The organism is Serratia sp. HNCC26DJ206 (assembly GCF_057180605.1).
This window is the reverse complement of the sequence record NZ_JBXUGP010000020.1, coordinates 76,098-87,640: the sequence shown is the minus strand read 5'-3', so window position 1 is coordinate 87,640 and position 11,543 is coordinate 76,098. Positions and strand designations below refer to the sequence as shown.

Annotated in this window: 12 protein-coding genes; 7 read left to right on the top strand and 5 right to left on the bottom strand. The window is 56.9% G+C overall.

Features of this window, described 5'->3' with window-relative positions:
- Nucleotides 1–44 precede the first annotated feature (44 nt).
- Nucleotides 45–518 (top strand): tRNA (uridine(34)/cytosine(34)/5-carboxymethylaminomethyluridine(34)-2'-O)-methyltransferase TrmL, encoded by a 474-nt coding sequence (gene trmL / locus AC2A1E_RS14865; RefSeq protein ID WP_484384397.1) that lies wholly within the window; start codon nt 45–47, stop codon nt 516–518.
- A 210-nt stretch (nt 519–728) separates the two neighbouring features.
- Nucleotides 729–1,763, top strand: coding sequence for an L-rhamnose/proton symporter RhaT (gene rhaT / locus AC2A1E_RS14860; RefSeq protein WP_459400557.1), 1,035 nt, complete (start codon nt 729–731; stop codon nt 1,761–1,763).
- A gap of 10 nt (nt 1,764–1,773) precedes the next feature.
- Here the strand turns inward: rhaT and rhaR are convergent, their stop codons facing one another.
- Both rhaR and rhaS read right to left on the bottom strand, forming a co-directional pair.
- Nucleotides 1,774–2,628 carry an HTH-type transcriptional activator RhaR gene (gene rhaR / locus AC2A1E_RS14855; protein ID WP_484384396.1) on the bottom strand — a complete coding sequence of 285 codons (855 nt, stop codon included), beginning with the start codon at nt 2,626–2,628 and terminating at the stop codon, nt 1,774–1,776.
- Between the two features lie 85 nt (nt 2,629–2,713).
- Complete coding sequence (gene rhaS / locus AC2A1E_RS14850) at nt 2,714–3,535, bottom strand: HTH-type transcriptional activator RhaS (protein WP_484384395.1); 822 nt, start codon at nt 3,533–3,535, stop codon at nt 2,714–2,716.
- Nucleotides 3,536–3,858: 323 nt separating this feature from the next.
- Between rhaS and rhaB the strand changes: the two genes are divergently transcribed.
- From rhaB to rhaM, 5 genes are all read left to right on the top strand, one after another.
- On the top strand, nt 3,859–5,328 hold the full coding sequence (gene rhaB, locus AC2A1E_RS14845) for a rhamnulokinase (RefSeq protein WP_484384394.1): 1,470 nt from the start codon (nt 3,859–3,861) through the stop codon (nt 5,326–5,328).
- Nucleotides 5,325–6,581: an L-rhamnose isomerase gene (locus AC2A1E_RS14840; protein ID WP_484384393.1), complete on the top strand. Its 1,257-nt coding sequence runs from the start codon at nt 5,325–5,327 to the stop codon at nt 6,579–6,581. Before rhaB ends, AC2A1E_RS14840 begins: the two co-directional genes overlap by 4 nt.
- A gap of 12 nt (nt 6,582–6,593) precedes the next feature.
- Nucleotides 6,594–7,418, top strand: coding sequence for a rhamnulose-1-phosphate aldolase (gene rhaD, locus AC2A1E_RS14835; RefSeq protein WP_484384392.1), 825 nt, complete (start codon nt 6,594–6,596; stop codon nt 7,416–7,418).
- Nucleotides 7,419–7,582: 164 nt separating this feature from the next.
- Complete coding sequence (gene fucO, locus AC2A1E_RS14830) at nt 7,583–8,731, top strand: lactaldehyde reductase (protein ID WP_484384391.1); 1,149 nt, start codon at nt 7,583–7,585, stop codon at nt 8,729–8,731.
- 16 nt (nt 8,732–8,747) lie between these two features.
- Nucleotides 8,748–9,062, top strand: coding sequence for an L-rhamnose mutarotase (gene rhaM, locus AC2A1E_RS14825; protein WP_484384390.1), 315 nt, complete (start codon nt 8,748–8,750; stop codon nt 9,060–9,062).
- Nucleotides 9,063–9,078: 16 nt separating this feature from the next.
- Here rhaM and cysE read toward each other — a convergent pair whose 3' ends face one another.
- The 3 genes from cysE to secB form a co-directional block, all read right to left on the bottom strand.
- Nucleotides 9,079–9,900: a serine O-acetyltransferase gene (cysE, locus tag AC2A1E_RS14820; protein WP_484384389.1), complete on the bottom strand. Its 822-nt coding sequence runs from the start codon at nt 9,898–9,900 to the stop codon at nt 9,079–9,081.
- A gap of 108 nt (nt 9,901–10,008) precedes the next feature.
- On the bottom strand, nt 10,009–11,028 hold the full coding sequence (gpsA, locus tag AC2A1E_RS14815; RefSeq protein ID WP_484384388.1) for an NAD(P)H-dependent glycerol-3-phosphate dehydrogenase: 1,020 nt from the start codon (nt 11,026–11,028) through the stop codon (nt 10,009–10,011).
- On the bottom strand, nt 11,028–11,507 hold the full coding sequence (gene secB, locus AC2A1E_RS14810) for a protein-export chaperone SecB (protein ID WP_459400567.1): 480 nt from the start codon (nt 11,505–11,507) through the stop codon (nt 11,028–11,030). Before secB ends, gpsA begins: the two co-directional genes overlap by 1 nt.
- Nucleotides 11,508–11,543: the final 36 nt, after the last annotated feature.

The window sequence follows — 11,543 nt, the reverse complement described above, 5'->3', positions numbered from 1 at the left end:
AAGAGTTTGCTATTCTGCGCCCCTCATCATGAGGGGCCTTTTACATGCTGAATATCGTTTTATTTGAACCTGAAATTCCACCCAACACCGGCAATATTATTCGCCTGTGTGCCAATACCGGCTTCCAGTTGCATCTGATCGAACCGATGGGGTTCCCTTGGGACGACAAACGCCTGCGCCGCGCCGGGCTGGATTACCATGAATTTGCCAGCATCAAGCGCCATGCCGATTACCCCGCGTTTCTCGCCAGCGAAAATCCGCAGCGGTTGTTTGCCCTGACCACCAAAGGCACCCCAGCGCACAGCGCGGTGAGCTATCAGGCGGGTGACTATCTGCTGTTCGGCCCAGAAACCCGCGGCCTGCCCGCCAGCATTCTCGATGCGCTGCCTGCACAGCAGAAAATCCGCATCCCCATGCAGGCCCAGAGCCGCAGCATGAATCTGTCAAACGCGGTTTCCGTGGTGGTGTATGAAGCTTGGCGCCAACTAGGTTACGCAGGTGCTTTACTCAAAGAATAAGATCTGCCACCTCAAGGCGATGGCCTACCGTACAGACATCGCCCTAAAGCATTCTCGCTAAATCTGTGATCGTCGGCATACACACCCGCTGAATTTTGCCATGCTCTTGTGCCATCCGGCAGCCACCCGAAGGTTCCCTTTGTCACCTCTCTTTAGACTTCCTGTTCATCCGTGGTCTTACCGCGCCAATAACAACGAAGGATAAACAAGATGAATAACGCCATTATGCTAGGGATACTCTGGCACCTGGTCGGGGCAGCCAGCGCTGCCTGCTTCTACGCACCATTCAAACAGGTAAAAAACTGGTCCTGGGAAACCATGTGGTCGATCGGCGGCTTCGTCTCCTGGTTGATTCTGCCTTGGGCAGTCAGCTATGTGCTGCTGCCTGATTTCTGGCAATACTACGGCTCCTTCAGCGCAGCTACCCTGCTGCCGGTGTTCCTGTTCGGTGCCATGTGGGGCATTGGTAACATCAACTATGGCCTGACCATGCGTTATCTCGGCATGTCGATGGGGATTGGTATCGCTATCGGCATCACGCTGATCATCGGTACGCTGATGACTCCATTGCTGCAAGGCCGGTTTGAACTGCTGTTCGGTACCGCCGGTGGCCGCATGTCGCTGCTTGGCGTGTTCGTTGCGCTGATCGGCGTGTTAATCGTCAGCTATGCGGGCTTGCTGAAAGAGCGGGCCATGGGCATCCGCGCCGAAGAGTTCAACCTGAAAAAAGGGCTGGTACTGGCGGTGATGTGCGGCATTTTCTCGGCAGGGATGTCGTTTGCCATGGACGCCGCCAAACCGATGCACGAAGCGGCGAGTGCCTTGGGCATCGATCCGCTGTACGTCGCATTACCAAGCTACGTGGTGATTATGGGCGGAGGTGCGCTGATTAACCTCGGTTACTGCTTTATCCGCCTCGCAACCCTGAACAACCTGTCGGTCAAAGCGGATTTCTCGCTACCGAAGCGGCTGCTGGTGATCAACGTGCTGTTCTCCATGCTGGCTGGCCTGATGTGGTATCTGCAATTCTTCTTCTACGCTTGGGGCCACGCCAAGATCCCAACGCAATACGATTACATGAGCTGGATGCTGCACATGAGCTTCTACGTACTGTGCGGCGGTATCGTCGGATTGCTGCTGAAAGAGTGGAAATGCGGCACCAGAAAACCGGTTGCCGTCCTGTGCATCGGCTGCCTGGTGATCATTCTGGCGGCCAACATTGTGGGTATGGGGATGGCGTCTTAAGGGCTGACGATTACAGCGACTCTTCCATCGCCACAAACCGCTGACGATATTCGCGTGGGGTCATTCCGGCCTCACGCGCAAACACCACAGAAAAATAGTTACTGTCCTCAAAACCACAACGGGCCGCAATGTCGCTGATGCGGAACTCGCTGCGGCGCAGCAACCGCTTGGCCTGGCATAGCCGGATCTGCCGCAGATAGTGGTTGATGGTCATGCCGGTTTGCTGGCGGAACAACAGCTTCAGCGCCCGCTCGGTTAGACGGTGCTGTTGGCAAAATAGCCCCAGCTCAAAATGCCCGTCGATGCCGCTTTGCAGCGCCGCCATCAATAAATCCAACTGCTCACCATCCGGCAGCATATGCGCTTTTTCCACCGCATAGCGGTGGCGTTTCAGCACGATCGCCAGTTGCAGCAGTAGCGCTTCGGTTAATTGCAGCGACAGCGAATCGGTTTTGCGGCTCTCTTGCGAAAGCTGGGTGATGATCGGCCGCGCCTGTGCCATACCCTGGGTGGATAGCCGCCAGTAACGCTCGTCCGCAGTTGCAAACGGCGGCAGCAGGCTTTCCCATTGGGCATTCAGCCGCAGGCGTTCGGGGCAGTAAATGATGTTATCCAGCACCAGATCGTGTACGGACTCATAGCTGTGGCAATCGCTGGCGCGCAGATAAAAAATATCCCCGCAGGTGATACGGTAAGGGCGATCGTTCAACACATGCAGGCCATTGCCGCGCCAGACGATGACGATCTCGCAAAACTGGTGAGTATGGGTAGCAAACCCTTCCTGGGGATAGCGTTCCGCCACCGCTACCGGCATCTGCTCAGAGGGCAGATAATCGCGGCTCTCCAACAGTAATGTTTCCCTCATCTGTGCACCTTTTTTATTCATCACCACTGGACATTATTACCCAACCTGAAGCGAGGAAAATTGATACGATCGCGATTTCACGCCGCTAACGCAAACCCCGCAGCGCCCGCGGTGGGCAGGTAAACTCGCGCTTGAACAGCGTTGAGAAGTGGTTGCTGTCACCAAAACCGCAGCGAAAGGCGATATCGGTAATACTGCTATCGCTGTGGCACAGCATATGGCGTGCTTGTAGCAGGCGCAGGTGGGTCAGATAACGCTGTGGCGTCATATTGGTGTGGTTCTTCAACTGCCGGTGCAGCGTGCGTAACGGTATGGCAAAGCGTTCTGCCAACTCCGGCCATTCGATTTGTTCAGCGTAATGGCTTTGCAACCAGTCCAGCAGCTGGTGTAACCGCCCTTCCTGATCGTCCCCCTGCCGCGCCATACACCCACGCCACAGCTGCACCAACAGTTGCATAAACACACTTTCATGCAGCGCAATATCTTCCGGCTGGTCACCTGCTGGCGCACTCATCAGTAATGCAATCAGTTGCTTAACCTGCTGTAACACCTGATGGTTGATACGCCAATGCGCGGGATAGATGCCGTCGCGCTCGCGGGGCAGGAACTGTTCCACGCCGGAAACAAAGCGGAACGCCCCTGGGGCGCGAAACAGGATATTGGTCAGGATTAAGCCGTCGGTCTGCTCAAACAGATGGCGATCGTGATCGCGCACGAAACAGACGCAGCCGCTGTTAAGGGTATAAGGATTGCCGTTAAACACATGGACACCGGCCCCCTGCTCAACAATCACGATTTCGTAAAAATCATGATGATGTTCTGGAAAAGCCTGCTGCGGTTCACGGGGTTCAATCACCACGGGCGCGCTACAGGAAGGGAAAAAATCACTACTGTGTAATAGATTCATCTTACCCCCCGTTCCTTGGCGCGGCGGGATTACCGCGCAACGTCGGTTAACGATAGTAAGAGAAGCATCAAGGAAGATACCTTAAGGTTTTGACCAAAAAGCACGCTAAATCGGTGCGTTTTTTAAGAAAGCCGCAGCAATGTTGAGAAATGCGTGCAAGGTCACAACCCACAGAAAACCGGGCTGAATGGCAAACTGTGAGCTGCTTCACCTTTACCTTTGCCATTTTGCCAACCCGCCCTCGGCACTGGCAGTAGCGAGAAGGCTTCGCTACCCGCAACTTTCTACACTGCCCGTCATCAAGCAATAACGGGCTTTCACTCATGACTACACGCAACATTGCTGCCATCGATCTGGGTGCCTCTAGCGGGCGCGTGATGCTGGCCAGCTATCAACCGGAACAACAGCGGCTCCAGCTACGGGAAGTCAGCCGTTTTACCAACCGTTTGCAACAGCGGGATGGGCAGGACTGCTGGGACTTGGATGCGCTGGAGCAGCATATCCGCCAGGCGCTCGCTCAGCTTGATGAGCAGGGCATCGTGCTCGACAGCATCGGTATCGACACCTGGGGAGTGGATTTTGTGCTGCTGGATGCTCAAGGCGAACGAATCGGCCAAGCGGTCTCTTACCGCGATGCCCGCACGCAGGGCGTGATGGCGCAAGCCCAGCGCACGCTCGGGCAAGGCAATATCTACCAGCGCACCGGCATTCAGTTTCTACCCTTCAACACCCTGTATCAGTTACGCGCCTTGCGCGAGCAGCAGCCTGAACTGTTAGAGCGCGTAGCGCATCTGCTGCTGATCCCAGACTATCTGCACTTCCGGCTGACCGGGCAACTGAACTGGGAATACACCAACGCCAGCACCACCCAATTACTGAATATCGAGACTGATCAATGGGATGCCGAGCTGCTGGCCTGGGCGGGTGTGCCAGCACGTTGGTTTGGTAAACCGACCCCGCCGGGCAATCGCGTGGGCTATTGGACCAGCGCCAGCGGCCAACAAGTACCGGTGATCGCCGTCGCCACTCACGATACTGCCAGCGCGGTGCTCGCCACGCCGTTGCAGGATGCCAATGCTGCTTACCTCAGTTCCGGCACCTGGTCGCTGATGGGCATAGAAAGCCCGGTACCGATTGTTAACCCCAGATCGCTGGCGGCCAACATCACCAACGAAGGCGGCGCCACCGGTTATCGGGTACTGAAAAACATCATGGGCCTGTGGTTGCTGCAACGTGCCACTCAGGAGTTGAATATCAGCGATTTACCGGCGTTGATTACCCAAGCCGCGCAGCAACCCGCCTGCCGCTCGTTGATCAACCCCAATGACGATCGTTTTATCAACCCGGCCAATATGTGCCAGACCATTCAGGCTTATTGCCGTGAACAGGAGATGCCGGTGCCGGAGAGCCCTGCGCAGTTGGTGCGCTGTATCTTCGACAGCCTGGCCATGCTTTACCGCCAGGTGGCACAGGAGTTGGCCACCCTGCATGGCCGCCCGCTGAGCCATTTGCATATCGTTGGCGGCGGCAGCCAGAACCATTTCCTCAATCAGCTGTGTGCCGATGCCTGCGGGCTTGCCATCAGCGCCGGGCCGATCGAAGCCTCTACGCTGGGCAACGTCGGCTGCCAGTTGATGGCCTTGGATGCGGTCGCCGATATCGGGCAATTCCGCCGCATCGTGGCGCAGAATTTCCCACTGCAACATTTCACCCCTCGCGATAATCCCGACTTTGCCGCCCACTGGCCGCAATTTCAGTCGTTGAGTCAATTACCTAAGGAACTTTGCATATGAAAAGCTCTATTGAACAAGCCTGGGAACTGGCAAAACAGCGCTTTGCCGCCGTTGGCGTTGACGTTGAGGCCGCCATTCAAGCGATGGATACTCTGCCAGTCTCTATGCACTGCTGGCAGGGTGATGACGTGGCCGGTTTTGAAAACCCGGAAGGCTCGCTGACCGGTGGTATTCAGGCGACCGGTAACTACCCCGGCAAAGCGCGTAATGCCAAAGAGCTGCGTGCCGATCTGGAGCAGGCGCTGGCGCTGATCCCCGGCCCGAAACGCCTGAATCTGCACGCGATTTATCTCGAATCCGAGACTCCGGTGGCACGTAACCAGATTGAGCCGCGTCATTTCAAGAACTGGGTGGAATGGGCAAAACAGCACCGGCTGGGCCTGGATTTCAACCCTTCGTGCTTCTCGCACCCGCTGAGTGCGGACGGTTTTACCCTGTCGCACGCCGATCCAGCCATCCGCCAATTCTGGATTGAACACTGCCAGGCCAGCCGCCGGGTTTCCGCCTATTTCGGTGAGCAGCTCGGCACGCCTTCGGTGATGAATATCTGGATCCCGGATGGCATGAAAGACACGCCGATCGATCGCTTAGCCCCGCGCCAGCGTTTGCTGAGCGCGCTGGATGAAGTGATCGCCGAAAAGCTCGACCCGGCCCACCATATTGATGCCGTGGAAAGCAAGCTGTTCGGCATCGGTGCAGAGAGCTATACCGTCGGCTCCAATGAGTTCTACCTCGGCTACGCCACCAGCCGCCAGACCGCGCTGTGCCTGGATGCCGGGCACTTCCACCCCACCGAAGTGATCTCCGACAAAATCTCCAGCGCCATGCTGTACGTACCGCGCCTGTTGCTGCACGTCAGCCGCCCGGTGCGCTGGGACAGCGATCACGTGGTGTTGTTGGATGACGAAACCCAGGCCATCGCCAGTGAGATCGTGCGCCACAACCTGTTCAACCGCGTACATATCGGCCTGGATTTCTTCGACGCCTCGATCAATCGCATCGCTGCCTGGGTGATCGGTACGCGCAATATGAAAAAAGCGCTGCTGCGCGCCCTGCTTGAGCCGACCGCTATGCTGCGTCAGCTCGAACAACGTGGCGATTACACCGCACGCCTGGCCCTGCTGGAAGAGCAGAAATGCCTGCCGTGGCAAGCCGTGTGGGAAACCTACTGCCAGCGTAACGATGTCCCGGCCGATGCCAGTTGGCTCGACAACGTACGCAGTTACGAACAACAGATTCTCAGCCAACGTTAAGGATACCGAGCAATGCAACAGCTACTTTCCTCCTGGTTTATCCAGGGCATGATCAAGGCCACCAGCGATATGTGGCTCAAAGGCTGGGATGAACGCAACGGCGGCAATGTCAGCCTGCGGCTGACGGCGGAGGACGTTGAACCCTTCCGTAACGACTTCGTCACCCAACCACGCTGCGTAGAACTGACGCAACCGGCCAGCGAACTGGCCAACTGCTGGTTCCTGGTGACCGGCTCCGGCAAGTTCTTCCGCAACGTGCAACTGGCCCCAGAAGAAAACCTGGTGCTGCTGCAACTGAATCATAACGGCACCGCCTATCACATCCACTGGGGGCTGGCGCAAGGCGGCCTGCCGACCTCGGAACTGGCAGCCCACTTCCAGTCGCACATCGTGCGTATGCGGGTCAGCGGCGGTAGCGATCGCGTCATCATGCACTGCCACGCCACCAACCTGATCGCACTGAGCTTTGTGCAGGAACTGGATAATGCCCGCTTTACCCGCCTGTTGTGGGAAGGCAGCACCGAATGCCTGGTGGTGTTCCCGGACGGCATCGGCATTGTGCCGTGGATGGTGCCAGGCACCGACGGGATCGGCACCCAGACCGCCGAACAGATGCAGGCGCACAGCCTGGTACTGTGGCCGTTCCACGGCATTTTCGGCACTGGCCCAACGCTGGACGACGCTTTCGGCCTGATCGATACCGCAGAAAAATCTGCCGAAATCATGGTGAAAGTGCTGTCGATGGGCGGCAAGAAGCAGACCATTTCTGGTAGCCAGTTAGCCGCGCTGGCCCAGCGCTTTGGCGTCACGCCGCTGGCTGCGGCGCTTGAGGATTAGCCCCGATAGCTTTCAAGTTACAGCTAGGCGGCAAGAACATGGAGCCCCAGGAGCTTAGCTAACTAAGTGACTGGGGACATGTACGCAGCCAACAACGCTGTAGCTTGAAAGATGAAGGGGATACGGGCGCATCACAATGCATTCTCACTTCAGGAGTAATACATATGAGTTTCATGCTGGCATTACCGAAAATCAGTTTGCACGGCTGTGGCGCCATCGAAGATATGGTTAAGCTGCTGGCGCAAAAACAGTGGGGTAAAGCGCTGATCGTCACCGATGGTCAACTGGTTGAGCTTGGCCTGCTGGAAGGGCTGTTCAGCGCCCTGCAACAACAAACGCTGCCCTACGCGATGTTCAGTGAAGTATTCCCCAACCCCACCGAAGAACTGGTGCAAAAGGGTTGGCAAGCATTCAAGCAACACCAGTGTGACTACCTGATTGCCTTCGGCGGCGGCAGCCCGATCGACACCGCTAAAGCGATCAAAATCCTCACTGGCAACCCTGGCCCTTCCACCGCCTATTCCGGCGTAGGCAAGGTCAAACACGCAGGTGCGCCGCTGGTCGCCATCAACACCACTGCTGGCACCGCAGCCGAGATGACCAGCAATGCGGTAATCATCGACAGCCAGCGCCACGTCAAAGAAGTGATTATCGACACCAATATCATCCCGGACATTGCCGTAGACGATCCGGCCGTGATGTTGAATATTCCTGCCAGCGTGACCGCCGCCACCGGCATGGATGCACTGACTCATGCAATAGAAGCTTATGTTTCTGTCGGAGCCCATCCGTTGACCGATCACTCGGCCTTGGAAGCGATTCGCCTGATTGGTACCTGGCTACCCGCCGCAGTGGACGACGGTAACAACCTGCAAGCACGGGAAATGATGGCATATGGCCAATATCTGGCTGGCATGGCATTTAACAGTGCCGGGCTTGGCTTGGTGCATGCGTTAGCCCACCAACCCGGCGCCACCCACAATCTGCCGCACGGCGTGTGCAATGCCATCCTGCTGCCGGTGATTGAAGCGTTTAACCGCCCCAATGCCGTGGCGCGTTTTGCCCGTATCGCACAGGCTTTAGGTGTGGATACCCAGGGAATGGATGAAGAGCAGGCCAGCCATCAGGCGATCGCCGCCATTCGTGCGCTTTCGCTGCGCGTGGGGATCCCAGCCGGTTTTTCAACGCTTGGTATCAAAGAGGTCGATATTGAAAACTGGCTGGATAAAGCGCTGGCTGACCCCTGTGCCCCCTGCAACCCACGCCCGGCCGATCGCGAACAGGTGCGTGAGCTGTATTTAGCGGCGTTGTAATGGCGGAGGAAAATCCATGATCCGTAAAGCTTTTGTGATGCAGGTTAACCCGAATGCCCACGCGGAATATCAACAGCGCCATAACCCGATCTGGCCAGAGCTGGAACAAGTGCTGAAAGATCACGGTGCGCACCACTACTCCATCTTTCTGGACGAAGCGCGCAACCTGCTGTTTGGCTATGTTGAGATCGAGTCGGAAGAGCGCTGGAACGCCGTGGCTAATACCGACGCCTGCCAGCGCTGGTGGCGTTTTATGGGCGACGTGATGCCGAGCAATCCGGATCACAGCCCGGTCAGCTCGGCGCTACGTGAAGTGTTTTATTTGGAGTAACGGATATGGCGGCGGGTTAAATCCCGTCGCCATATTCAAACCCGTGATTCACGCCGTTGAAATACTGATTCATATCCATCGACGGCGTATCACTTTCAGGCCGTCCGACGAGGCGGGCAGGCACGCCCGCGGCAGTGGTATGAGGTGGCACAGAGTGCAGCACTACCGAACCGGCACCGATTTTCGCCCCTTTGCCCACTTCAATATTGCCGAGAATTTTGGCACCTGCGCCAATCATCACGCCTTCACGGATTTTAGGGTGGCGATCGCCGCTGGTTTTACCGGTCCCACCGAGGGTCACCGATTGCAGGATAGAGACGTTATTCTCCACCACCGCGGTTTCACCGATCACAATGCCGGTCGCATGATCGAGCATGATGCCGCAGCCGATGGTGGCCGCCGGGTGGATATCCACGCTAAAGGCGACAGAGATCTGATTTTGCAGGTAAACCGCCAGGGCCTGCCGCCCCTGCCTCCACAGCCAGTGTGCAATGCGATAGGCCTGCAAAGCGTGAAAACCTTTGAGGTACAGCAGTGGCGTAGAGTATTTATCCACCGCCGGGTCGCGCAGCCGCACCGCAAGAATATCGCGGGCCGCCGAAACAATCATTTGGGAATCAGAACGGTAAGCGTCTTCCGCCACTTCACGTACGGCAATCGCTGGCATGATCGGATTGGCCAGCTTGTTGGCTAAGATATAACTGAGCGCACTGCCCAGGTTTTCATGCTTAAGCAACGTCGCGTGGAAAAAGCTAGCCAGCATCGGTTCACAATCAGCCAGTGCTCTCGCCTCTGATTTTATATTGCTCCAGACCTGCTCTAACTCTTCTACTGACATCGCTTTCCTCTCTGCCTTACAAAACAAGCCACCTTGCCAGGGTTTCCGGCAAGGTGGCTCAATCCAATCCTGAGGCACAAGACTTCTGGTCCTGAACCCTTCCTTAGGTCAAGCGCTGTGTTTTTCGTCTTTTCTGGTACGCCCCAGCAGACTCAGCGCAGCCTCACGGGCATCTTTATCACAGTACAGCACCTGGTAAATCTGCTCGGTAATCGGCATTTCCACGCCATGACGTTGCGCCAGCGCCAACACCTCTTTGGTATTGCGATAGCCCTCCACCACTTGACCGATGCTGGCCTGTGCTTCATTCACATCCATACCCTGCCCCAGCATAATACCGAAACGCCGGTTGCGCGATTGATTATCCGTGCAGGTTAACACCAGGTCACCCAACCCCGCCATGCCCATAAACGTTGACGGGTCAGCGCCCAACGCGGAACCAAGACGGCTCATTTCCGCCAGCCCACGGGTGATCAACGCGGTACGCGCGTTGGCACCAAAGCCGATACCGTCGGACATGCCAGCGCCGATGGCGATAACGTTTTTTACCGCGCCGCCCAACTGCACCCCAATGAAGTCGGGGTTGCTGTACACGCGGAAGCTTTTGCCGCAGTGCAGCAACTGCTGCAAATCTTGGGCAAACTGCTCGTCGGTGGCCGCCAGGGCGATCGCCGTCGGCAGCCCGGCTGCCAGCTCTTTGGCAAACGTCGGCCCAGAGATCACCGCCAGCGGTATATTATCGCCCAACGCTTCGCGCGCCACGTCTTGCAGCAACCGGCCGGTTTCCGCTTCCAGGCCTTTGGTGGCCCACACAATGCGGGCATCCGGGCGCAGATGCGGTTTCAACTGGCGCAGCACGTCACCAAATACATGGCTCGGCACCACCACCAGCACATCACGGCTGGCCGCCAGCGCACGGACCAGATCGGCTTCGAGCAGCAAAGTATCGGGGAAAGCAACGTCGGGAAGGAACGCCTGATTGCAGCGATCGCGCTGCATAATCTGAATTTTTTCGGGGATATGCCCCCACAATATGACCGGGTGGCCGTTACGCGCCAGCGTAATCGCTAATGCGGTGCCGTACGAGCCGGCACCGATAACAGTCATTGAAGCATTGACGGTGTTCATCAGGCATCCTGATGTGGTTCGGCACCTTCGCTTTCGGCCTGCTGTTGCTGCTGTTGCAGATAGCTCATGAACAGCGCGTCAAAGTTGACCGGTGCCAGGTTCAGTTGCGGGAATGTACCGCGAGAAACCAGGCTGGTGATGCACTCACGCGCATACGGGAACAGAATGTTCGGGCAGTATGCGCCCAGGCAGTGCGCCAGCTGCGTCCCTTCGATCCCGGCTACGGAGAAGATGCCCGCCTGCTGAACTTCACACAGGAACGCAGTTTCTTCGCCCAGAGACGCCGTTACGGTTACGCGCAGTACCACTTCATACACGCCATCAGTCAATTGGCTGGAAGCGGTATCCAGATCAAGTTTAACTTCTGGCTGCCATTCCTGCTGGAATACTTGCGGAGCGTTTGGCGCTTCGAAAGAGATATCCTTGGTGTAGATACGTTGGATCTGGAAAGCCATCTCTGTGGTGTTTTGTTCTGACATTTGTCTGGTACCCTTAGTTAAATATCCTTATTGACA

Bases quoted from the DNA above. Each gene is read 5' to 3' on its own strand.
- rhaD (WP_484384392.1), top strand. From the start codon at position 6,594: ATGCAACAGCTACTTTCCTCCTGGTTTATCCAGGGCATGATCAAGGCC.
- rhaS (WP_484384395.1), bottom strand. From the start codon at position 3,535: ATGAATCTATTACACAGTAGTGATTTTTTCCCTTCCTGTAGCGCGCCC.
- secB (WP_459400567.1), bottom strand. From the start codon at position 11,507: ATGTCAGAACAAAACACCACAGAGATGGCTTTCCAGATCCAACGTATC.
- rhaT (WP_459400557.1), top strand. From the start codon at position 729: ATGAATAACGCCATTATGCTAGGGATACTCTGGCACCTGGTCGGGGCA.
- fucO (WP_484384391.1), top strand. From the start codon at position 7,583: ATGAGTTTCATGCTGGCATTACCGAAAATCAGTTTGCACGGCTGTGGC.
- rhaM (WP_484384390.1), top strand. From the start codon at position 8,748: ATGATCCGTAAAGCTTTTGTGATGCAGGTTAACCCGAATGCCCACGCG.
- gpsA (WP_484384388.1), bottom strand. From the start codon at position 11,028: ATGAACACCGTCAATGCTTCAATGACTGTTATCGGTGCCGGCTCGTAC.
- cysE (WP_484384389.1), bottom strand. From the start codon at position 9,900: ATGTCAGTAGAAGAGTTAGAGCAGGTCTGGAGCAATATAAAATCAGAG.
- rhaR (WP_484384396.1), bottom strand. From the start codon at position 2,628: ATGAGGGAAACATTACTGTTGGAGAGCCGCGATTATCTGCCCTCTGAG.
- AC2A1E_RS14840 (WP_484384393.1), top strand. From the start codon at position 5,325: ATGAAAAGCTCTATTGAACAAGCCTGGGAACTGGCAAAACAGCGCTTT.
- rhaB (WP_484384394.1), top strand. From the start codon at position 3,859: ATGACTACACGCAACATTGCTGCCATCGATCTGGGTGCCTCTAGCGGG.
- trmL (WP_484384397.1), top strand. From the start codon at position 45: ATGCTGAATATCGTTTTATTTGAACCTGAAATTCCACCCAACACCGGC.